This is a genomic window from Fulvivirga marina, from assembly GCF_016775155.1.
Lineage (GTDB): Bacteria > Bacteroidota > Bacteroidia > Cytophagales > Cyclobacteriaceae > Fulvivirga > Fulvivirga marina.
In genome coordinates this window covers 159115-182701 of record NZ_JAEUGD010000066.1, presented here as the reverse complement: position 1 = coordinate 182701, position 23587 = coordinate 159115, and the positions used below count along the sequence as shown (strand labels likewise).

Genomic DNA, 23587 nt, shown 5'->3' with positions numbered 1-23587 from the left:
CTTATTTGTAGTGGATCTATTTGATAAATTAAAAGTAGAAGAGGGCGCTTTAGGTCAACATTCGCATCTTCCGAAGGATTATTTCATGTTCCCTAAACTAGAAGGAGATATAGCTCCGAGAATGAAGTTTAACGGGAAAGAAGTATTGACGTGGAGTTTGAACAATTATTTAGGGTTAGCAAACCACCCGGAAGTGAGAAGGGTTGATGCTGAAGCTGCTGAAAGATGGGGGCTTGCATATCCTATGGGAGCCAGAATGATGTCAGGAAACTCAGTGCATCATATTGATCTTGAGGAGAAACTGGCTGATTTTATAGATAAGGAAGCAGTAATGCTTCTAAACTATGGTTATCAAGGTGTATTATCAATTATTGATGCCATAGTAGATAGAAAAGATGTTATCGTTTATGATGCTGAGTCTCACGCTTGTATTATAGATGGTGTAAGGTTACACATGGGTAAACGCTTTGTGTTTCCTCATAATAATATCGAAAACCTGGAAAAACAACTTCAAAGAGCTAAGAGGATCACCGATGAAACAGGTGGTGGTATTCTTGTAATCACTGAAGGTGTTTTTGGTATGTCAGGTAATATGGGTAACCTGAAAGATATTATTGCGCTTAAGGATAAATACCAGTTCAGACTATTTGTAGATGATGCTCATGGTTTTGGTACTATGGGTAAAACCGGTGCAGGAACAGGCGAGGAGCAAGGTGTTCAGGACGGAATTGACCTTTACTTCTCTACATTTGCAAAGTCTATGGCTAGTATCGGTGCGTTCGTTGGAGGTAACCCGTCTATCATTCAGTACCTGAGGTATACCCTAAGATCTCAAATCTTTGCTAAATCGCTTCCTATGCCACTTGTCATCGGAGCCCTTAAAAGATTGGAGCTTTTAAGAACAAAACCAGAATTGAAGGATAACCTTTGGAAAGTTGTAAATGCATTACAGTCAGGGCTTAAGAAGCATGGTTTTGATATCGGAACCACAAAATCTCCTGTAACACCAGTACTGTTTAAGGGTGGTTTAGGAGAAGGTGCTAATATGGCTATGGATTTAAGAGAGAATTATAACATATTCTGCTCAATGGTAATCTACCCTGTTGTGCCTAAAGATGTAATCATGTTGAGGCTGATCCCTACAGCTGTCCATACTCTGGAAGATGTAGAGGAAACGATTAATGCATTTGCTGCTGTTAAGGATAAACTTGACAATGGCGTTTATAGAAGAGAGGAAATTATAGCGATAACTAAGTAAAAAAGTTAAAAAAAAGACCGTTTTTGGTTGAATTATAAACATTTTGCTTATATTGCCTCCTCAAAAATAATAGTAGAAAATTTTCAATAACCTTAAAATTTATCACGTATGAACAAATTTGCTCAACTTAGAGATTTAGTAATGTCATTGGAGTCTGACTTCGATAAATTCTACGATAAGAATAATAACGCTGCTGGAACTAGAGTTAGAAAAGGAATGCAAGATTTGAAAAACCTGGCTCAAGATATCAGAGTTGAAGTTCAAGATATCAAGAACAAAGGATAATCTAAATTCTTTATAGCAAATAAATAAAAAAGGGACAACGAAAGTTGTCCTTTTTTATTTTAAGACGTTTTTTAATAACATTCTGAAAATCAAGGGGAATGATCTTATTGTTTTAGGTAAGTGTAGTTAGTCTCTGAGCAATTTTAAGGTATGCAGATAACAGTATAAGCTGCCCCGTTGTCACAGTGAGAAGTATGTGGCTAAAGTGCGCTTTACTAAACGTTTATGGTTTTAGTAAAGCGCACCGGAATTTTTACAGAGCTGTTAAGGTATTTTTTCGAGACTCTTAAATAGCTGAAAGGTCAGCTTTCATCTGTTGTAAGGATTTACTAATACTATCTTGCAAGTCCTGTGAAGCCGGAATAAGAGGTAGCCTTACAAAATTACCGCATACGCCGAACTCTTTTAAAACCTGCTTAATGCCAACAGGGTTGCTTTCAGCATACATTAGCGGATTGATCTCTAATAATTGAAAGGCGGCACGGGCAGCTTTCTTGTAGTCATTTACCTGTACACTTTCTTTTATTTCTTTGAAGACATCCGCGAAACCATTGGCTAGTACAGAAATAACGCCTACCGCACCGATGGAGTATAAAGGTAAGGTAAGCATATCATCTCCACTGATCAGCATAAAATCATCAGGTTTATCCCTACTAATGAGCATAGCCTGCTCAAGGTTGCCCGAAGCTTCTTTAGTACCAATGATATTACTATGTTTTGCTAACCTCAAAGTAGTGGATGCAGAAATATTAGATCCGGTTCTTCCAGGTACATTGTACAATATTACCGGCACGGGAGATGCATCTGCAATGGTCACATAATGCTGATAAATACCTTCCTGAGAAGGTTTGTTGTAATAGGGGCTTACGGATAAGATAGCCTCAATACCTTCCAGGTCAGTTGACTTGATGGTATTGATCACATCTTGAGTATTGTTCCCTCCAATGCCATACACCAGGGGTAAATGGTGTTGATTATTCTTCTTGATATAGTCTAATATATCAGCTTTTTCTTTAGCCGATATAGTGGCAGATTCGCCTGTTGTGCCTTGTACCACATAATAGTCAACACCCTTTTCAGCTGTAAATTTCAAAAGATTGGTTAACCCTTCATAATCCACATTTCCATTACCATGAAAGGGGGTTACCAGTGCTACGCCTGTACCGTATAATTTAGACATCAGCTTAATATTTTAGTATATCTGTACATTTCATCAGCCAGGTGTTGGATACTACTACCATTTTGGGGTTGTATCATCAACTCGCAAAGCTGGTTATTAACTTCATTAAATTTTCCGACTCTGCATTTAGCCTTGCTCATAGCCAAAATGTTTGTCATGAGCGGGTTACTTTTATTATCCAGGTAAAAAAGATAGTCAAATGGCTTTTCTACAAAATTGTGTACCTGTTCTGAAGTGAATTTTCCCCATATGGATACATCCTTGTCAGTGAAAAAGTCAAACAGGAACTCAAAATTTTCTTTTCCTTTAGGAAGAAAGGCCAAAACCTGTACCTTTTTTCCGTCTTTTTCAAGCTTACTTACCAATTGCTTGATGGTCTCGTGCTTGGCCAGGTCATCGATGGTAAAAATAATACCAATGCTCTTAGCCTGTTCATAGCTTATATTATTGCGGGCAACTTTGCTCTTTTTTACAAGTGCCTTGGTTTTGTATGAAATTATTTTTTTGCTAAGCATTTCGTATTATTTGATCATCGCTTCGAAATCAGGCTCGGAAATAATGCTTACACCTAATTTTTCTGCTTTCTCTTTTTTAGCAGGTCCCATTTTGTCTCCTGCCAAGAGGAAATCGAGTTTTCCTGATATTGCCGAGATCACTTTTCCTCCGTTTTCCTGAACCACTTTCTTCAGTTCATCACGGCTATATCTTTCAAACACGCCCGAAATTACGAAAGTTTTGCCATCTAAAACATTAGATACTTGTGTATTATCTACTTGTTCTAATTCCATACGAACACCAGCTGCTTTCAGGCGCTCTATTTCAGTGACATTTTCAGGGTCTGAGAAAAAGTTAATTACACTTGTGGCAATCCTTTCACCAATTTCGGGAACATTGATAAGTTCGTCATAGCTGGCGCTGATGATGTTATCAATATTTTTAAAATGTGCAGCTAGTTTTTCCGCAACTGTTTTACCAACGAAGCGGATGCCCAGGGCAAAAAGTACGCTGTCAAAATTAATTTCTTTTGAAGTATCAATTCCTTTAAGCAAGTTGTTAGTGCTGAGTTCTTTAAATCCCTCTAGCTGAAATACTTTTTCAAAAGTTAAGTCGTAGAGGTCCGCCGGGCTTTTTACAAAACCCTTCTCGAAAAGCATATGAATTGTGCGCTCACCCATAGAGTCTATATTCATCGCTTTTCTTTGAATGAAATGTTCTATTCTACCTTTAATTTGCGGAGGGCATCCTTTTGTGTTAGGACAATAGTGTATGGCTTCACCCTCAATACGTTCCAATTTAGTGCCGCACGCCGGACATTGACTGATGTACTCTACAGGCTCTAGTCCTGGGGTACGGGCAGTTAGGTCTACTCCTGTGATTTTAGGTATGATCTCACCACCTTTTTCAACAAAAACCATATCTCCGATTCGCAAATCGAGACGTTGGATCTCATTGGCATTATGTAGGGAAGCTCTCTTTACTGTAGTGCCTGCAAGCAATACCGGTTCAAGTTCAGCTACTGGAGTGATGGCCCCAGTACGTCCAACTTGGTAGGTAATATCCTTTAGGCGAGTAGCAGCATTTTCTGACTTGTATTTATAGGCAATGGCCCAACGTGGACTTTTTGCTGTGAACCCCAGCCTTTCTTGTTGTGCAAAACTGTTAACCTTAATTACAATTCCGTCTGTTATCAGAGGAAGTTTATTTCTTTCTTCCTCCCAGTCGTTGATGTATTTTAAGACTTCATTGATGTTCTTACACCTTCTAAAGGTAGGAGAGACATTAAAACCGAGGTTAATCAATTTCTGAATGGAATCAGCATGGGAATCAACACCAAGGTCATCTCCACTCATTGAATACAGATAGCAATCCAGTTTACGTTTTGCTACAGCAGCGGAGTCCTGCATTTTTAGGGTTCCTGAGGTAGTATTTCGGGCATTGGCATAAGGCTCTTCTCCTATATCCTCACGCTCTTTGTTCAGCTGTATGAATACTTTGTTGGGCATAAAAGCTTCACCGCGAGCTTCAAATCCCTGCGGGTAATCCCCCTTTAATCTAAGTGGAATAGACCGTATAGTCTTTACATTGTTGGTTATATCGTCACCTCTGAGTCCATCTCCTCGTGTAACACCTCTTACCAGGATACCATTTTCATAGGTAAGGCTCAGGGCCACCCCATCAAACTTTAGCTCACAGAAGTATTCATAGGGTTCGCCATTTAGTCCTTTGGCCACACGTTTATCAAAATCTTCCAGTTCCTCCTTTGAATAAGTATTGCCTAAGGAGAGCATCGGAGTTCTGTGAGAGACTGTGTTAAAGTTTTTAGTTATGGTACCTCCAACACGTTGACTTGGAGAATCGGGGTATTTGAATTCGGGGAAATTTTTTTCAAGCTCAATCAGTTTTTCAAGGAGCATATCGAACTCATAATCTGATATTTCTGAAGTGTCGTTCAGGTAATACTGTTCGTTATAATGATCAATTTTTTTTGAGAGATCAGCTATCTCCTGTTGTGCTTCTTCCTTAGTCATAATGTGCCTTATAAATGCGTAAAGCTAACCAAAGTCTATATAAAAAAGAAAGATGAACTTCATTCGAAATCCATCTTTCTTTATTATCCTGCTATGCAGTTTTTGTTATTTTGTAGGATCTTCAAAAGCTTTCATGGCACTTTTAAGCTCAACACTGTTGTTAGACCTGTCAATGTCGGCCATTCTACCTGTGGGGTCTATTTCTATGCTTTTGATTTTGGATACCCCATTGTTGATCTTTAAGGTATAAGTAGGGTACGTCCATGGCCAGACTTCTTTATTCATGCGCTGGATTTGAGTATTTTCAACGTCTTTGGCCCCTCTCATAATTCTTAAAGGAATATAGTATATTTCTTTAGAGCCGTCCTCATATTCCACATACAGGTCTATTGGCATCATCATTTCACCGACACGCTCCAGAGTTACATATGTGGCATCTCCTTCACCAGCTACAGTTTTAATACCATAATCTATTTGGTCAGTAGTGTAAACAAATTTTTCCAGATACCAATCTAACTGCATGCCTGAAGTTTTTTCCATAACCCTGATAAAATCAACTGAAGTAGGGTGTTTGAATTTCCAGGTGTTGAAGTACCTTTTCATTCCTTTCTTAAACGTATCCTCACCAATGATATAGCTTAGCTGATGAAGGAATACCGCTCCTTTTGCGTAGGAGTTAATACCATAAGACCTGTTGGAGTGGTATTGATCTGCATGTGTGGTTAATGGCTCCTCTTTGCCACTGTTGGCCATGTGGAAATAGCCTCTATAAGATCCTTCATGAACATTGCGGTCACTCTCAGGATCAAACAGATGTTTCATTGTAACATCTGAAGCATATGAAGTGAATCCCTCATCCATCCATGGGTATAAACTCTCATTGGTGGCAAGTACTCCCTGGTACCAGCTGTGAATTAGCTCGTGAACGGATACACCTATAAGGCTGTTAAAGTTTCTGTTACCGGTTATGAGGGTAGCCATGGGGTACTCCATTCCTCCGTCGCCACCCTGTATGAATGAGTATTGATCGTAAGGGTATTTGCCGAAGTTTTCGCTCATAAATTGCACGGCTTTAACCATATGCTCAGGCAGCTTTTCCCAGTTTTCCTTATTCTCCTCAGTTTCCTGATAAATAAAGTGTAATGTTGGTCCATTGGGCACTTGCGCTGTAGTATGTTTGTAATCAGGGTCTGCAGCCCATGCAAAATCATGTACGTTTGGAGCTTTGAAATGCCAGGTAAGTGGTTTGTCAGATGCTTTTACCTCTTTGTTCTCTTTTTGATATCCATGACCTATTTTATCAGGGTTTTGAAGATAACCCGTTCCTCCAATAACATAAGTAGGGTCAATGGTGATTTTTACATCGAAATCTGACCACACACCATGAAACTCTCTTCCTATGTAGGGGTTTGTATGCCAGCCTAGGTAGTCGTATTCACTCAATTTAGGGTACCACTGTGTCATGGAATAAGCCACTCCCTCGGCGTTGTCACGGCCCGATCTTCTGATTTGAATAGGTACCTGTGCTTCGAACTCCATTTCGAAGGTGGTTTTATTTCCAGGCAGGACAGGCTTATTCAACCTTACTTCCAGGATTGTACCCTCAACTTTATAGGTTACTGCTTTGCCATCTTGTTTTAGCGATTTGATATGTTGATAGCCAATTTCATCCTTATTCAGTTGGGATATACGACTTCCCACCCTGCTATCGGGATCCTCAATATTCAATGAGCGAACATCCATCATACTTCCTGGCTGGAAAGCATTGAAGTAAAGGTGGTAATAAGCTTTGGTAAGCGTGTCTGGAGAGTTGTTATAATATACCAATTCTTGCTTACCGCTGTACTGGTGTGATTTTACATCCATGTTAATTTCCATGGTATATTCAGCTCGCTGCTGCCAATAAGGCTGTGACTTGGGCTGTGCCATCCCTAATATGGGAAGGATCAATAAATAACTTAAAATTAGTCTTTTATAAATATGCATTAAGATTATGTTTAAGTGTGTTTGAATTTCGGCCAAAATATCAATTTACATGCTATTATCAAATTGTAATGTGAAGGACGGTAAAATCAATCTATATCATCCAAAGCCTGATTAAGGTCATCTTCAGTATTCTTGAGTTTTTGTTTACAGCTTTTAATCAGAGTGGCAGCTTTTTTTACAAGTGCAGAAAGCTCATCCACGTCGGTTTCTCCTGATTCTATTTGAAGAATGATTTTTTCTATCTCCTCCAGAGAATCTTTATAACTGGTTTCCTTTTTAGCCATTTTTGTCTGTTTGAGTTTCTATAGTACTGATTATAATTTTTTCGGCACTTTCTGTTTTCATCTTGTCACCCTGTTTAATGTCAGCTTTAGAAATTGCCTTTCCATTAACAGTTGTGAGTGTATACCCTCGTTTTAATATGGTTTCAGGGTTTAGTAGCTCCAGGGACTTTTGAGCAAGATCTAACTTTTTTCCATGGTTTTGAAGCTGATTTACAGTATGGATTTTCAGCCTTTCCTTTAAATTGTCAATCCTGTATAATTTAGAGGAAAGCTTGTCTTTTGCTCCTGCCTTAAGCTGGTAGCCCAGTGTACTCAGGCGTTGTGATTCTAATTTAAGTACATTGTTGGAGAAATGGTAAATTTGAGCGAAGGCATCATTAAGTCTTTCTTCAAAAGCCCTTACACCACTGATCAGAAATTCAGCAACAGCTGTAGGAGTCTTCATCATGGTGTGTGCTACAAGGTCAGCAATTGTTTCGTCTCTTTCATGCCCTATACCTGTAATAACGGGCAACGTAAACTGAGCAATATGAGAGGCAAGGTCATAGTCGTCAAAACAGTCAAGGTCTATTTGACTTCCTCCGCCGCGAATAATGATAAGAGCATCAAACTGTTCCTTGTTGTTATGTACCTGAAGCATGGCATTGATCATGGATTCGCTCGCTTTATCACCTTGCATTATTGCTTTAAACAACTTGACATTAAAATGGTAGCCATAGTTGTTTTGGGTAACCTGATCCATAAAATCGCCAAAGCCCGCAGCAGTAGGAGAGCTGATAACTGCAATGCGCTGGGGAACGATTGGGAGCATATGCGTCTTGTTCATTTCAAAAACACCATCGGAGATAAGCTGTTCGATGATCTTTTTTCTTCGCTGTGCTCGTTCTCCTAAAGTGAAATTGGCATCAATGTCCTTGATGTTGGCGCTAAGACCATAAAGTTCGTGAAACTGAATTACTACATTGCAAAGTATCTTTAGGCCAGGCTGTAGTGCCTGACCGGTCATTCCTTCAAACCAAGTGGAGAGGTTTCTGTAGGTGTATGCCCAGATTGTAGCTCGCATTTTAGCGATTACTTTATCATTGTCCTTTTCAACCAACTCCAGGTAGCAGTGTCCTGTTTGATTTGATCGCATTTCACCAATTTCAGCAATAACCCAATAGGAGGGCTCCAGGTTGGTGTCCAGCGTGTCCTTTACAAGTTTGTTGAGATCAAATAATGTTAGGTGTTCCATGTTGGGAACCTCAAAACTATTCAATATTTAGGAGTATATAGCGGAGTTTGTTATGAAAATTAAAACATGGTATTTAGCCTATACAGGGAGCGGGATTAAATGCTTCTCTATACTTGGCCTGACATGAGAAATGCTATCAATCTACAAAGTAGGTAACAAGCCCATAACAGCAACTAATACTATATCTCTCTTAAAGTCTCAAACAATCCGGCATTTTTGCCTTTAAATCTCACCACAAGTAAAGGGTGGTTCATATTGTCATTTACCATTTTCTCAGCAAGACTACCAAGGAAAAGTGCGGCGGCAGCAGTTCTTCCTTTAGCCCCGATAATGATGAAATCTGCATCAATCTTATCGCCAAGGTCATAAATATCACTGGCCAGGTTGTCATTGGTGTCCAGGGAGTATACTTCATGTATTTTGATTCCTCTAGGATCAATTTTCTTGATAAACTTTTTGAAAGACTCCTGAGCATTCTTTTTCATGATCTCAGAGAATTCATTGAAAGATTTGCCAGTGTAATGATAACCTGCCGGTACGTTGTAAACGTTCTGGCAGTATATCTCGCCTTTGCCGCCAGTTTTTACAGCAAAATCTATGGTCTGGGTAAGCGATAGCTTTGAATAGTCTGAGAAGTCAATGGGAACAAGAAACTTGTCCACTTTAGGAGTTACATTTTCAGGTACGATCAGCAAGTTACAGCTTGCCCGTCTTGCCAGACGCATCGTAGTAACACCAGTCCCATCTAATGTTTTTTTCTGTCCTATTATAATGAGGTCAGTCTGGGATTTATTAGCAATGTCCAACAGCATTGGAGCCTGCCCTTGTTTGACAAGATAGGTTACTTTTACCTTCTTTTTAGGTGTAAAATGAGTTTTGACAGCTTCTTTGATCTTGTCTTTTCTGTCCTGAATAGCGCTGGTAACGATATTTGGGAACTCTTTCTTTACGTCGGAAGGGATATTGAGATTGCGTACAATATTTACGAATTGCACTTTCTCTGCCGATGAGTGGTCGACTAAAAATGATGCATACTTAATGAGTGTAGCATCCAATTTTGAAGTATCAAGCCCAACTAAAAGGTTTTTAAATGGTTCCATAGGTTTACGATTGCTCGTGCAAAATTAAGTCAATAAATGACTTTACATTGAGAATTTTCCACTTTTATTGATGAAATTATTTTTTTATTTTCAATAGCTCATCAGCGAGTATTTCCACGTGTTCTTTTGAGTGAGTAGGGAAGTTGGCAATCCTAATATGCTTGTCTTTAAATTTCCCATATCCACTGCCCACTACAAATGATTTTTCAGAGAGTTTGGAGATTATCTCTTTGCTTGGAATAGTCGTTTCAGCTACAAGCGTAGTCTTTGACCTATGTAATTCTTTGGCTACAAATGGCTTCAGAATATTAGATTGTTCAAATGCCTGGTATAATACAGCTGCCTTATATTCAGTCTCTCTGCGTATTTGTTCAATACCTTTGTCTACCATATCTGTTGCTACTTTGCCTAATAGGTAAACAGCCAGGGCATTTGGGGTCTCAGGGGTTTGGTTTTTAATGCTCTTTTCCAAAAGCGAAGGCAGGCTGTGGTATGAACCGATAACTCGGTCTTTATTTAGCAGCGTTTGAGCTTTTTGGAGACACCTGTTATTAACAATCCATACGCCAAGTCCTGCTGGCAGCCCAAAGCACTTTTGAACTGAGAAATAGGCCGTGTCAATAAGGTTATAATCCAAATTGACATACGGGGCAGAAGAAACTACATCGAGGGAAATTAGCTGGTCAGGAAAGGCCTTTCTGATCTTTTTAATATCCTCAACTGGCTGGCTTGCTCCTGTACTGGTTTCGTTATGTGTTATGGCAATGAGTTCTGCTGTTTCAGGAATGAGTAATTCTTCGGCTTCCACAACTTCACCTTCTTCTGCCACTTGTGACATGGCATTGATCCTATAGTTTTCAGCTATTTCAAAAAAACGTTTTGAAAAAGCACCATTAACCAAGTGAAAGGATTCTGTATCAACCATGTTTTGAATGGTGCGCTCCCATATTTCTGTGGCAGATGAAGTGAAAAAAATGTGATAATCATCAGGTAAAGCCAGTAATGAGCGAATGGCTTCCACGGTATGATGGTGGATTTTTTCGTAGTCTTTGCTGCGATGGGATATGGATGGTATGCCCTCCTTGAGGGCGTTTTTAAGATGCTCCTCAACCGTATAATACAGCTGTGAGGGTCCGGGGGTAAAATAGAATTTTCTCATATATAGTTGGTGCTAATAGCAGGTGCCAAAAATAATCAATCACAGTTCATATTGGAATAATAAACGAGCAAATATTAGTAACACTATAGTAATGTCTGAGTCAAACTGAGGTAATGGTTGCTCACTACATTTGCATTGTATGAGTTTATTAAGATACCCTTTTGGTTTAGTATGAGTTTAGACTATTAAGGGTATCTTTTTTCAGAAACTTTATGAAAGAAAAAAAACGTCCTGTTGAAGTAGTAGTAATATCAGATGTTCACCTTGGTACTTACGGTTGTCATGCAGAGGACCTTCTACGCTACTTAAAAACAATCCAGCCCAAGAAACTTATCCTTAACGGTGATATTATTGATATATGGCAGTTCAGTAAACGGTATTGGCCTGCCAGTCATATGCAAATTGTTAAGCATATAACCGGATTGCTGAGCAAAGGTACTGAAGTGGTCTATATTACCGGAAATCATGATGAAATGCTGAGGAAGTTTGTGGGATTCAATCTAGGTGCTTTCTCCATTGAGAATAAGGTTGTGCTAGACCTTGATGGACAAAAGACATGGATATTTCATGGTGATGTGTTTGATGTTACTATGAAGCATTCCAAATGGTTAGCCAAGCTGGGTGCTATAGGGTATGATACACTTATTCTCCTGAATACATTTGTGAATTTTATTTCTAAGCTTGTAGGAAAAGGTAAAATATCACTCTCCAAGAAGATTAAAGATGGCGTAAAGTCAGCGATTAAGTTTATTAATGATTTTGAGCAGACCGCAGCGGATATAGCTATCAGTAACCAATATGATTTTGTAGTGTGCGGCCATATACACCATCCGCAAATGCGAAAAGTGAAGTCTGAAAAGGGGCAGGTAATGTACTTGAATTCAGGTGATTGGGTTGAGAACCTGACCGCTCTTGAATATAACAACAAGTCGTGGCGCCTTTACAATTTTACTGAAGATCCTGTTGCAATGTCCATAAAGGTTAATAAAAAGAGTAAACGGGCAATGAATACAGATGATATCTTCAGAGATATGGTCAATGAATTTTTAATTGTCAAGTAATGAAAATATTATACGCAATACAAGGTACTGGAAATGGTCACGTGAGTAGAGCTATGGATATTGGCCCGGAATTGGAGAAGTACGGAGAGGTTGATTATCTGGTAAGTGGAGCTCAGGTTGAAATATCTTTACCCAAAGAAACGAAGTACAGATCAGAGGGACTTAGTTTTTACTTTGGTAAAAAAGGAGGTATTAACCTGTCGAAAACACTAAAAAGTAACTCCTCACGTCGTTTTCTTAAAGAGATCAAGGATTTTCCAATCGATAATTACGATCTGATTATAAACGATTTTGAACCTATTACTGCCTGGGCATCAAGGCTTAAGGGGAAGCGGTGTGTTGCTTTAAGCCATCAGAGTGCATTACTTTCTGCCAAATGCCCCAAGCCTGAGTCTAAGGATGTGGTAGGCCAAATGATCCTGAGGAATTATGCGCCCGCATCTGTCCACTATGGCTTTCATTTTAATGCTTTTGATGAAAATATTTATACGCCTGTTGTAAGAAGGTCCATACGTGAAGCTAAAATCACTAACAAGGGGCACTATACAGTATACCTGCCAGCTTATGCAGATGAAAAAATAGTGGAAATACTTTCGAAGGTGAAAAAAGTCAATTGGGAAGTTTTCTCCAAACATAATAAGGAAGGGTATGAAGAGGCGAATGTAAAAGTATCACCTATCAATAATCAAAGGTTTATTGATAGCATTACATCAGCAGAAGGTGTATTGTGTGGGGCAGGTTTTGAAACTCCTTCGGAAGCCCTGTTTCTTGGTAAGAAGCTGATGGTGATCCCGATGAAAAACCAATATGAGCAGCAGTGCAATGCGGCGGCGATGGAAGAGATGGGGATACCCGTTCTGAAGAAGCTTAAAAAAAAATATGTAGACGAGATTAAAGACTGGGCTTATTTCAGAGATGCAACTAAGATAGAATACCCTGATGAAACGGAAGCAATCATTTCACACATCGTTGAGAAGGAGGCCGGTGCATGAACAATTCTATCAATCATAAAATATTGATTGTCGATGATGACAAAGATATTCTTGATCTGCTGCAGTATAACCTGGAGAAAGATGGTTATACGGTAAAAGTAGAGCGCAAGGGTACGCATTCACTTGAAACGGCCGGAAAGTTTCATCCTGATCTGATCATATTGGATATTATGATGCCTAAGATCAATGGCATAGAGGTTTGCAGGCAATTGAGAGAGCATCCTGACTTTAAAAACACTTATATATTTTTTCTAACTGCCAAGTCTGATAAGCAGTTACAACTAAAGGCATTGGATACTGGTGGGGATGATTATATTGAGAAGATAACAGGACTCAGAACGCTTACCCATAAAATAAGTACTGTACTCAAAAAGGACCTGGTGATCAGAAAGAGTATTGAAAAGATCAATATCGGAGATATGACTATCGACAGAAGAGCTAGCTCAGTAACGTACAAAAGCAAAAAAATGTCCCTGCCTAAATATGAGTTTGAGCTTTTGTATTTCTTTGCTCAAAATCCTAAAAAAGTGATTACCAGAGATAATTTGGTTCATAATATCTGGGGTTCCGATGTATATGTACTGGCCAGGTCTGTAGACACCTATATTACTAATCTGACTCAAAAAATAGGAGAGGGGTTAATATCCAGGATTGAGGAAGGAAAATATAAGTTTCAAGTGAAATAGTTAATAATGGACTTGTCTGTCCATTTTTCTGTAAGCCAATAATATATCTTTTTTGTTGTTAATAGGAGAGGTACTTTTAGTCAGGGTTAGTAGCTCTGAGGCAACCTGCCCTATGGACTGGTTGGGGTAGAAATTATCTCTGGCATAATGTACGTACTTCAACACCTTGAAACCATCAAACCATTGATAGAAATGCTTTATAAAGGTATTGATGGAGGCAGCATTGTTGTTAATGCGCTCAGTGTGGCATATGAAGTCATTATCAACAAGGAAACTGCGTATACTTTCAGGCTGGTTTGATAAAAAGGTTTCGATAAAGTCGGAAGAGGCATTGTAAAGCTCCGGTAAGCTATCTATAAAGCACTTAAGGTCTTTGAAGGTTTGTATAGCGTATGTTGACAGGTGCCGTGTTTTTTGCCAGTCATTTACCGCTTTGCCGGTGCCAAAGGGCACACGATCTGAGATTCTCGGGGAGGGAATGACTCTGGTATTATTAACTTCTCCAAAATTACCCAGGGGAATGATTTTATGAAGAAAGTAAAAGTCTTCTCCGGCTTTTCTACGATTCATGCCTCCCTGTTTTTGATAGGCTGAGGATCTTACTGCCATGCTGGAGCCAATGGTTTCATAAGCATAAGGAAAGCCAGAGTAGCGCAAGGCATTTACGTAGTATCGAAGGAATAATTCGTAATCTATAATGGCATCATAAATATTGTCATCAAAGCTGCCTTCCAGAGGGTGTTCAAAATAAATTGAACAGCCAGGAGATTTAGAGTTACAGTAAAAATAATCGTGAACAGCTTGAATATAGTTAGGATCGCATGTACTGTCAGCATCGTAACATATGATTACTCCGTCTGGTCTGCCTACGGACTCCAGTCTACGCACAGCTTCATCCATTGCTATTTTACGAGCCAGCCCAACCCCGGCGTGCTTTTTAGGGAGGTCATTTTTGTAGATTACATGAAAGTAAAAATCAGGCCTGGAGTGCTTTTCTGCCCAGCGTTTTACCTCTTGATAAGATTTTTCATTTTGTAGCGATATGTGGGAGGGTGCATTTTCGGCCTCATTTATAAGTAGGATAACCTCAATACATAAGTTCTGTGTATTACACATCAGTAATGAGTTCAGGCTCCGGATTGGATCAGGTTCATTGTAGCAGGGGATGGTTATTACCAACTCCAAGCCTTTATGAGGCTCCTTATTCAATAAGGAGCCTGGAAAGGCATACCTGGATAAGTAGATATTTTCTTTTATGGTGCTAGGCGATTGATCTTCCACGTATTGTCTTCGCGTGTATATACTATACGGTCGTGAAGCCTGCTGGCGCGTCCTTGCCAAAACTCAAGAAAAAACGGCTCTACAATATATCCACCCCACTGCTCTGGTTTGGGTAAAGTATCCTGGCCTTCAAACTTCTTCTCCAATTTTTGTTCACGCTCTTCAAGGATCTCCCTGCTGCTTATAACTGAGCTTTGAGGTGAGGCCCAGGCTCCGATCTGGCTTTTTCTTGGCCGGCTTTTGAAATACTCCTCTGATTCCTCCTTACTTACCTTTTTTACAATTCCTTGTATTCTCACCTGTCTCTCTAATTCAGGCCAGAAAAAAGTAAGTGCTGTTGATGGGTTGACCTCAAGTTCGCGGGCTTTGCTGCTTTGATAGTTAGTGTAAAATGTAAATCCATTTTTATTGACATCTTTAAGAAGCAGTATTCTTGATGAAGGCACCCCCTGCTCGCTTACCGTCGCCATATTCATGGCAGTGGCTTCACGAACCTCGGCTGTAAGTGCCTCAGTCAACCATTTTTGGAATTGTTTAATGGGGTCTTTGTCTACGTCTTTTTTCCTTAAGGAATGGCGAACATAGTCTTGCCTGATTTCTGCAATATTCTTTTCCATTGGATGTCTATTTTGAGTGCCAAATTTAAAATCTTTGAGTATTAATACCCCAAGTATTTTTAATAAATAAATCTTTTCCTTTTAATTGAGGGCTGAACGAAAAGCAAAATTCTGAATATCGCATTATTCAAACCATCAGTTACTGGTTTCTGAATATCATATCATTTACTTAGTGTGAGGTAATGAGCGTGTTGAGCTACTGCGTAGGAATTCGAATAAATGGTTTAAAAATTCATAAAAAATAATGAAATTAAGTATTGATCTGGCTTGTGAAAGTAGCCAGGCTTGGGTAGACACAGTTATGAACGATTTTGATGCGTTTTTGCAAGACCATGCAAACTGTGAGCGTAAAGCTTCAGCTATGGCGATGAGTTTTGTCGCCAAGTATCCGGATAGATTGGAAATAATTCCCGAACTTATAGATACTGCCGTAGAGGAACTGGAGCATTTTAGGTCGGTTTATCAGATTATGGAGCAGCGTGGGGTATCCCTGCCTCCTGAAATGGGGCAGGATATTTATGTGAAAAAACTGATTGACTGTTGTCGGTCAGGACGAGAAGATAGATTTATGGACAGGCTGTTGTTGGCTTCAATTATAGAATGTAGGGGTGCTGAGCGTTTTCGCCTCGTTTATGAAGCTCTTGAGCCCGGTGAGTTAAAAACTTTTTACCATAACCTGTGGGCCTCCGAGGCCAAGCATGGGAATATTTTCGTAAAAATGGCTCTAAACTATTTTGATGAGGATATTACCTATAGAAGATTAGAGGAACTGAACTTAATAGAGGCAGAGGTGTTAAAATCTTTACCTCTTCAACCTGCTTTGCATTAGTTATGGACTATTTCAAATTCAATAATAACCAGAAACCCGGAAAAGGAAGTTTGCTTGTTTCCGAGCCATTCTTGCCTGATCCAAATTTTGAAAGAACAGTGGTACTCCTATGCGAACATAGTGAGGAGGGGTCGTTTGGTTTTGTTTTAAACAAAGCTTCAGCTGTGGCATTGGATGAAATAGTTGAGGATATAAAGGACTTCAGTCAGCCTGTTTATATTGGAGGGCCAGTGCAACAGGATACTTTGCACTTCATTCATAAAGCAGACTATCTGGAAGGAGGGATGGAAATAAGTAATGGCCTTTACTGGGGAGGTAACTTCGAGCAACTGATGATCCTTATCGATACAAAGCAAATTAAAGCGGATGATTTCAGGTTTTTTATTGGTTATTCAGGATGGGGAGAGGGGCAGCTTGAAGAGGAGTTAAAAGCAGATTCATGGATAGTAGCAAACTATGCCACACCGGAGCTGGTTTTTGATCATGGTGGTGAAAACCTATGGAAGGCAGTGCTGAAGCAATTGGGAGGAAGGTTTAATGTATATTCAAATTATCCAACCGACCCACGTTTAAATTGAATGATTTTATTATTTTTACAGTTATAGAGGTTGAAAAACTGCACAAATGAATAAAGAGAAGGACATAAAGGAATTGGAAAACGTCAATACTGAAAACCAGGAAGTGGAAGAAAGCACTGATGAGGTGAAGAATCAGGAAAGTTCTCAGAATAGTGAGAAAATCGCTGACACTGCCGATCAGGAAATGGAAAACATTTCTGAAGGTGATCAGGAGCTCGTTGATAAAAAAGAGGAAACCGTCGAAAATTCTTCGGAACATACCAATGTGGAAGAAGAGCATGATGACGATGAACATGACGATGACGAAGATGAGCATATAGACTATTCCGAATATTCCAAGGAAGAGCTTGTGGAGTTGATCAAAGCCCTGGCTAAAGATGATAATGTCCAGAAAGCAGATCGTGTTTTGCGGGAGATAAAGCCTCTGTTTGATGAAATAAGAGAAACAGAACGAAAAGAAGCGCTGGATAAATTTGTTGCAGATGGAGGGGAGGAAGTTGATTTTGAGTTTAAATATGATGAATTAACGAATCGTTTTGATGCTAATTATAAGTTGATAAAAGACAGAAAGTCGACTTATGTAAAGGAAAAAGAGCATCAGAAAGAAGCAAACCTTAAGAAAAAGCAGGAAATACTGGAAAAGCTTCGGGAGTTTGTAGACTCGGAGGAAACTAACATTAGTTTCAATGCTTTCAAAGATCTGCAAAATGAATGGAAAAATATAGGCCCAATACCAGGTGCGCATGCCAAAACATTATGGGCAAATTATAATGCCCTGGTAGACCGCTTTTATGATAACAGGAGCATTTATTTTGAGCTTAAAGAGCTTGATAGGAAAAAGAACCTGGAGTCAAAGCTAGAGCTTTGCGATCGTGCAGAAAAGCTTGCAAGCCATGAGAACCTTAAAGAGGCTATCAAAGAGCTTAACGAGCTTCATAATGAGTTTAAACACATCGGTCCTGTGCCACAAGAGGAGCAGGAAGCATTATGGCAACGCTTTAAAACTGCTTCGGACGAGATTTATGCCAGAAGAAAAGAGTTTGTAGAGCAACTTAAATCTGAACTTGAAGATAACCTGAAAGTTAAAGAGCAGCTGGCAGAAGAGGTTCAGCCCTTTACGGAATTTGATTCTGACAGGATCAAGGAATGGAATCATAAAACTAAAGAGATTCTGGAAATACAGAAAAAGTGGGAGGCTGTAGGAGGGTTGCCACGTGCTAAGGCCAAAGCTGTAAACAAGAAGTTCTGGGGTACCTTCAAAACCTTCTTTAATAATAAGAGCGCATTCTTTAAGAAACTGGATGCTCAGAGAGAAGGTAATCTCGATAAGAAAAAAGAGTTGGTGCAAAGAGCTCTTGAGATCAAGGATAGTACAGACTGGCAAAAGACAGCTGAGGAGTTTAAAAAACTTCAACGGCAGTGGAAAGAGATAGGCCCTGTACCAGAAAAGCACAGAGAATCTGTTTATAAAGAATTTAAGGAAGCTGCAGATTACTTCTTTAATAATAAGAGGTCAAAAAATAGTGAAGTTGAGAAAGAGTTTGAAGAGAACCTCAAAAAGAAAGAAGAAGTCTGCGATAAAATAGAACAACTGGCCAAAGATAATCCTGAAGACATTGAGCAGCTTCGTGATTTGCAGGATGAATATCTGGATATCGGGTTTGTGCCAAGAAATAGCATATCTAAAATCAAGAGTCGTTACTCCGAAGTAGTAGACAAATTTATAAACAATATCGAGGGAATATCCAATGAAGACCGTCAGGCGATCAGAATTGAGAACCAGGTCAACAAGATATTAAGTGGTCCCAATGCAGATCAAAAGATTTACCGAAAAGAACAGGCAATCAAAAAACAGATCAGCAAAGTTGAACATGATATTTCCTTGTGGAAAAATAACCTGGAGTTTTTCGCTGATTCCAAAACAGCCGACAAATTAAAAGATGAATTTAGTCAAAAAATTAAGGCTGCGACTAATGAATTAAAGAACTTAAAACAGCAATTAAGGATCATTAGAACGGCATCTTAATTTTTTTTAAATTTTTTCCTTCTGAAAATTTGTATTTAAAAATCAGTACACTACATTTGCAATCCCTTACAACAACAACCACTCAAAAAGTGAGAGGAAAAGGGAAAGAAAATTAAGAAAAATTAAAGCCTCCATAGCTCAGTTGGCCAGAGCAACTGACTTGTAATCAGTAGGTCGTTGGTTCGAATCCGACTGGGGGCTCTAATAGCAAGAAAAACCTCTCTAATTTGATTTAGAGAGGTTTTTTTGTTTATAGGTCATTTATGGTGTTTTATAGTTGGAACTCTGAAGTTGTACGCACTTCCACTTTTTTTTATACGATCCGAAATCAGATTAGCAATAGACCTCACCTTTAAAAGCTCATCATTAATAGTTTGAGTATTCATATGGGTATCGGAGCATATTACTTTCTTAATTAATCCTGAATTTTTTAGCTTGTTTAACCCATCATTGATGAATAAGCCGTGTGTGGTAATTACATAAATGTCTCCTGCACCTGCGTCTTTATAGGTTTTGCAGCATTAACAATATTTCCTCCTGAACGGATCAGGTCATCATAGATGATAACTGTTTTTTCCGTTGACATCGGCATTCACGGCACTGACTTCGGTTTTGTCTCCTTGTAACCTACGTTTTAATTATTCATTTATATCATAGTGAAGGTAGGAAATTGGGTAATGCCAATTTATAAACGGTTTATAGTGGCTGGAAATGCTATTGTGCTATTGAAATTAAGTTATACCCGTTTATAAAACTTTACAGTTTATTAATGAATAGGATTCTTTAATAAACTGTAAAGTTTTAATATTGAGTGTTTTACTGGTTGGAAAATATCAAAACTTTTTATTGAACCTCACCTTAAACAACGTTGGAACCTAAATGGTTACATCAATATTTGTTTTCATGGTTGTCATGCTGTGCGCCACGATGATTATATTCACACGCAGATTTATTAGGGGTTTTATATCTATTTATAGTTCTTTTTGATGTATTTATGCTTCATGGAAGTACTCCTTATAATAATTATTGTAGTCGCTACTGTTGCATATTTGGTATTTCATAAAAAGAAACTAACCACCACGCCTACGAAACTTCAGCCAACTCCAGAACGGTGGAAAAGGTTATTGTTAGATAAGGTTCATTTCTATCGAAACCTGAATAATGAACAGCGGCTACAGTTTGAAGGAGATATTCAAAACTTTCTTTCTGTAGTAAGGATCACCGGAGTGCAATGTGAAGTTACTTTGGAAGATAGGTTACTAGTGGCGAGTAGTGCAACAATACCTTTATTTGGTTTTCCTGCATGGACTTATAAACATCTCGATGAGGTATTGTTGTACCCGGATTCATTTGATAGAAGCTTCAACATTGGGAGTAAAGAAGAGATTATTACTGGTATGGTTGGGAGTGGAGCTATGGAAGGTAAAATGATATTATCAAAACCTTCAATGCATTTAGGTTTCGACATTTCAAATGATAAGAAGAATGTGGGAATTCATGAATTTGTACATTTGTTCGATAAAGAAACAGGAGAGGTGGACGGCATTCCTCCTGGGTATGAAGACAAAGCATATTCATTACCGTGGTTAGAATTTGTTAAAGAAAAAACGGACGATATTTTGATGAACCAATCGGATATCAATCCTTATGGGGCTACAAATCGGCAGGAGTTCTTTGCTGTGGCAGGCGAATATTTTTTTGAACGTCCACATTTGATGAAGAAAAAACACCCGGACTTGTATCAAACATTGTCCCAAATTTTTAATCAAGATATGACAGCTGTAATTGATAGATCATCATTTAAGAAAAAGGAAGATGTGGGGAGGAACGATGTTTGTCCTTGTGGTAGCGGTTTAAAGTATAAAAAATGTTGTTGGGAAGATTGAGGACTTTATTGTATTAATAAGCTATTTATGATATTCAACCTTCCTAATGCGCCAAACTAATTCAGCTGCCGGGGTTTTTACAACGGCTTCAGTACCCACTTTTTTGTTTGTCTTTATAGAGTGAGAATTAAGCTTTTGCAATAGAGCAATTGTAAAGGAGAAGTTGTCCTTCTAAAAATTATAGCTGAGCTCTAGAGCTATGTAATAATTCCTGGGCAAACCCGGATAGTAATACCTGGGAGCGGAACCTCCAAATCCGACTGCGTTGACCAATACCATGGAAGCATAGTTTTCGTCCAGCAGATTGTTGACCCCCATACTGATGTCAAACTGAAAACTTTCTTGAAACCGCCTCTTATAGCCGGTTTTGAGATTGATTAATGAGTAGCTGTTACTGTACAAGCTGTTGGCATCATTGAGGGGTATATCTCCTGTAGATTGGTAATTACCATAAATATATAAGCCGATTTCAGAATCTACGTCAATTCCAAAATTAAATACATGTGATGGTACTCCGGTAAGATCATTTCCGGAATAGTCTATTTCTTCGCTAATGAAGTCGTCAAAGCGATAATCCATGAGTGTAGCAGAGAGGAATGGCCTGACAGTCCATGGACTGTTTTTGACTAAATCCATATGAATGAGAATCTCCAGCCCCTGATGTAAAGTCTTACCTGCATTTACTCCAACATAAGTGTCGGGTCCAGTTCGTTGAGCTACAAGCAAGTTTTTAATATTCATTCGATACACTGAAAGTTCGGTGTACAGCCGGTCGTTTAACCAGGAATCTTTACTTCCAATTTCATAGTTCCAGCCAGATTCGGGTTGAATATTAGTATTTATACTTCCTTCCGGGGTGAGTGTTTCAGCTACACTGGGAGGCGAGAATCCATGACTCACTGAAGTATAGATGCTATGTCCATTTTTAATGTGATAAACTATACCTACTCTCGGAGACCAGGTAGTATTAAAACTATACTTTCCTGATTGATCAAGACTATCTGCATATAGGTCAATTAATTCATAGGTAGTTTTGTTGTTATTGATGCCGGTCTGGAGTGATAGTTTTTGTGTAATCGTCCAATCGAGTTGGGCAAAGAGATTGTAATAATACCTATGCTCTTTATTGTCGCTGAGTATACTACCTGGTCTACTGCCGGTTCCCGGGTACTGTTTATATTGATTTTCATAGGTTGACCATTGGTACCAATCGCTGAAATACTCAAAACCAGCGCTCCAGGTCATCTCCCTTTGTAATACTTTGGTATCCCACATTAATTTTGATCTCAACCCGGTGGCCACTGTGCTTTCTTTTAAAATGTTAAAAGGCCTGGGTTCGTCAGCATTACGAAAAGTTAAAAAGGTACTGGTAGTGCTTTTCAGGTTGCTGGTAATATCGGAGTGATATGAGATGCCTACATTGGCTTTGTTGTACATCTCGTATCCTTGTGCCTGATACCAGTTAATGGCAGCGGAGGAAGGCGAAGTTTTAAATGTTTCTTCATTAATTGAGCTTGGAATATAAGCTTTCAGGTGAGTGTAAAGTCCCAAAACAGAAATCATGGTATGTGGGTTGGGGGAGGACTTCGATGTAAAAATGAATGACCGCCGATCGTACTCGCTATTTTGCCTGTAACCATCCGTGTGTGTAGTGGAATACATTAAATTAAGTTGGTTGTGTTCTCCTGCTAACTCTGCTCTGGAGTTTGTTCTAAAAAAACCATATGATCCGATGGTGCTTTTAGAGGATAGGGTGTTCTTGTTATCAGCTTGTAGAGAGGTGAGGTTTATTGTGCCACCTAAACCGCTTCCATATACACTTGAACTGGGTCCTTTGATAACCTCAATACGCTGGATAGCTGCTAAATCAATATCTTCAACAGTGGTTTCCCCTTCACCGGAGGTCAGCGGGATATCGTCATAATATGCGCGGACTTTGTTTGTGCCATATGGAGTGCGGGCACCTACACCGCGGATCGTAATTCTATTGGTGTTTAGGCTGCCTGAATGCATATACACACCAGGAATTTGATTGAATACGGGAGCGGGGGAGGCTTCATTATTTTGCCGGAGTTGCTTGCGTGTTATCAGGTTAACAACTCCGGGTACTTCACTGTAAGCTTCTGCAACCTGAGAGGATTTAACAATAACCTCTCTGAGGTTGGTTTCTGAAGTTTTGAGGGTAAACTTAACAAAATCACCGGCTCTGGCATGTTTTTTTTCTGAAATATACCCCAAATGGGATATTTGAATAGTTACAGAGCCGTTGTGCAGCATTTGTAAAGTAAAGTATCCTTTTTCATCGGTTATTGTACAAGTATTATCATCCAATGTAATCACTGAAGCATTGGGCAAAGGCTCATTGTGTGTAGCATCCAACACCTGGCCAGAAATAGTTTGACCAAAGGAGCAACTATAAAAGAACCATTGCATAAGCAATATTATATCTGTAATAAGAAAATACTTCATACCATTCTAAGGTAGGTTGATTTGGTAACTTTAAAAAGCCAGATAGTTCTTTTCAGGGGTCAGTGGTCAACAGCGGAAATATTGTTCCCTTTGAGTTTCTTCTTTATGTAGAGCCACTCCTGTAATTTTTGGTCTTTTTCTTGAATTG

General features: G+C 39.1%; 21 protein-coding genes and 1 tRNA gene. 10 read left to right on the top strand and 12 right to left on the bottom strand.

Going from position 1 to position 23587, the window contains the following annotated elements; translation table 11 throughout:
• Positions 1-10 precede the first annotated feature (10 nt).
• Positions 11-1258, top strand: a complete 1248-nt coding sequence (locus JMN32_RS21730; RefSeq protein WP_202858487.1) for an aminotransferase class I/II-fold pyridoxal phosphate-dependent enzyme — start codon at positions 11-13, stop codon at positions 1256-1258.
• Between the two features lie 108 nt (positions 1259-1366).
• Positions 1367-1543 (top strand): histone H1, encoded by a 177-nt coding sequence (locus tag JMN32_RS21725; RefSeq protein WP_202858486.1) that lies wholly within the window; start codon positions 1367-1369, stop codon positions 1541-1543.
• 286 nt (positions 1544-1829) lie between these two features.
• Here JMN32_RS21725 and dapA read toward each other — a convergent pair whose 3' ends face one another.
• The 8 genes from dapA to JMN32_RS21685 form a co-directional block, all read right to left on the bottom strand.
• The gene (gene dapA / locus JMN32_RS21720; RefSeq protein WP_202858485.1) at positions 1830-2723 is read right to left on the bottom strand and encodes a 4-hydroxy-tetrahydrodipicolinate synthase; all 894 of its coding nucleotides are present in this window, start codon (positions 2721-2723) and stop codon (positions 1830-1832) included.
• Positions 2723-3238, bottom strand: a complete 516-nt coding sequence (locus JMN32_RS21715; RefSeq protein ID WP_202858484.1) for a DUF6913 domain-containing protein — start codon at positions 3236-3238, stop codon at positions 2723-2725. Before JMN32_RS21715 ends, dapA begins: the two co-directional genes overlap by 1 nt.
• Before the next feature lie 6 nt (positions 3239-3244).
• Complete coding sequence (ligA, locus tag JMN32_RS21710) at positions 3245-5251, bottom strand: NAD-dependent DNA ligase LigA (protein ID WP_202858483.1); 2007 nt, start codon at positions 5249-5251, stop codon at positions 3245-3247.
• Between the two features lie 105 nt (positions 5252-5356).
• Positions 5357-7237 carry a M1 family metallopeptidase gene (locus tag JMN32_RS21705; RefSeq protein ID WP_202858482.1) on the bottom strand — a complete coding sequence of 627 codons (1881 nt, stop codon included), beginning with the start codon at positions 7235-7237 and terminating at the stop codon, positions 5357-5359.
• Between the two features lie 86 nt (positions 7238-7323).
• A complete protein-coding gene (gene xseB / locus JMN32_RS21700; RefSeq protein WP_202858481.1) occupies positions 7324-7521 on the bottom strand; it encodes an exodeoxyribonuclease VII small subunit in 198 nt (65 codons plus the stop codon).
• Positions 7514-8755 (bottom strand): exodeoxyribonuclease VII large subunit, encoded by a 1242-nt coding sequence (xseA, locus tag JMN32_RS21695; RefSeq protein ID WP_202858480.1) that lies wholly within the window; start codon positions 8753-8755, stop codon positions 7514-7516. Before xseA ends, xseB begins: the two co-directional genes overlap by 8 nt.
• A 179-nt stretch (positions 8756-8934) precedes the next feature.
• Positions 8935-9855, bottom strand: coding sequence for a universal stress protein (locus JMN32_RS21690; protein ID WP_202858479.1), 921 nt, complete (start codon positions 9853-9855; stop codon positions 8935-8937).
• A gap of 76 nt (positions 9856-9931) precedes the next feature.
• Positions 9932-11014, bottom strand: coding sequence for an aminotransferase class V-fold PLP-dependent enzyme (locus JMN32_RS21685; protein ID WP_202858478.1), 1083 nt, complete (start codon positions 11012-11014; stop codon positions 9932-9934).
• Between the two features lie 212 nt (positions 11015-11226).
• On the opposite strand from JMN32_RS21685, the gene JMN32_RS21680 reads away from it, so the two are divergent.
• The 3 genes from JMN32_RS21680 to JMN32_RS21670 are packed head-to-tail and all read left to right on the top strand — an operon-like array spanning position 11227 to position 13753.
• Positions 11227-12075: a UDP-2,3-diacylglucosamine diphosphatase gene (locus tag JMN32_RS21680; RefSeq protein ID WP_202858477.1), complete on the top strand. Its 849-nt coding sequence runs from the start codon at positions 11227-11229 to the stop codon at positions 12073-12075.
• Positions 12075-13067, top strand: a complete 993-nt coding sequence (locus JMN32_RS21675; protein WP_202858476.1) for a glycosyltransferase family protein — start codon at positions 12075-12077, stop codon at positions 13065-13067. Before JMN32_RS21680 ends, JMN32_RS21675 begins: the two co-directional genes overlap by 1 nt.
• Positions 13064-13753: a response regulator transcription factor gene (locus tag JMN32_RS21670; protein WP_202858475.1), complete on the top strand. Its 690-nt coding sequence runs from the start codon at positions 13064-13066 to the stop codon at positions 13751-13753. Before JMN32_RS21675 ends, JMN32_RS21670 begins: the two co-directional genes overlap by 4 nt.
• Here the strand turns inward: JMN32_RS21670 and JMN32_RS21665 are convergent, their stop codons facing one another.
• A complete protein-coding gene (locus JMN32_RS21665) occupies positions 13754-15034 on the bottom strand; it encodes a glycosyltransferase (protein WP_202858474.1) in 1281 nt (426 codons plus the stop codon).
• A complete protein-coding gene (gene pdxH, locus JMN32_RS21660) occupies positions 15007-15651 on the bottom strand; it encodes a pyridoxamine 5'-phosphate oxidase (RefSeq protein ID WP_202858473.1) in 645 nt (214 codons plus the stop codon). The genes JMN32_RS21665 and pdxH overlap by 28 nt, the downstream gene beginning before the upstream one ends.
• A 244-nt stretch (positions 15652-15895) precedes the next feature.
• Between pdxH and miaE the strand changes: the two genes are divergently transcribed.
• The 4 genes from miaE to JMN32_RS21640 all read left to right on the top strand — a co-directional run bounded on the left by miaE (position 15896) and on the right by JMN32_RS21640 (position 19285).
• Positions 15896-16480 (top strand): tRNA-(ms[2]io[6]A)-hydroxylase, encoded by a 585-nt coding sequence (gene miaE / locus JMN32_RS21655; protein ID WP_202858472.1) that lies wholly within the window; start codon positions 15896-15898, stop codon positions 16478-16480.
• 2 nt (positions 16481-16482) lie between these two features.
• On the top strand, positions 16483-17058 hold the full coding sequence (locus JMN32_RS21650; RefSeq protein WP_202858471.1) for a YqgE/AlgH family protein: 576 nt from the start codon (positions 16483-16485) through the stop codon (positions 17056-17058).
• Positions 17059-17104: 46 nt separating this feature from the next.
• Positions 17105-19084, top strand: a complete 1980-nt coding sequence (locus JMN32_RS21645; RefSeq protein ID WP_202858470.1) for a DUF349 domain-containing protein — start codon at positions 17105-17107, stop codon at positions 19082-19084.
• Positions 19085-19211: 127 nt separating this feature from the next.
• Positions 19212-19285 (top strand) — tRNA-Thr (locus JMN32_RS21640).
• A 56-nt stretch (positions 19286-19341) separates the two neighbouring features.
• Here the strand turns inward: JMN32_RS21640 and JMN32_RS27410 are convergent.
• Entirely contained in the window at positions 19342-19539 is a 198-nt protein-coding gene (locus tag JMN32_RS27410) for a hypothetical protein (protein WP_317191803.1), read from the bottom strand.
• Between the two features lie 546 nt (positions 19540-20085).
• Between JMN32_RS27410 and JMN32_RS21630 the strand changes: the two genes are divergently transcribed.
• Positions 20086-20970, top strand: a complete 885-nt coding sequence (locus JMN32_RS21630; protein WP_202858469.1) for a M90 family metallopeptidase — start codon at positions 20086-20088, stop codon at positions 20968-20970.
• 171 nt (positions 20971-21141) lie between these two features.
• On the opposite strand, the gene JMN32_RS21625 is transcribed toward JMN32_RS21630, so the two are convergent.
• Positions 21142-23439 (bottom strand): TonB-dependent receptor, encoded by a 2298-nt coding sequence (locus JMN32_RS21625; protein ID WP_202858468.1) that lies wholly within the window; start codon positions 23437-23439, stop codon positions 21142-21144.
• Positions 23440-23587 lie beyond the last annotated feature (148 nt).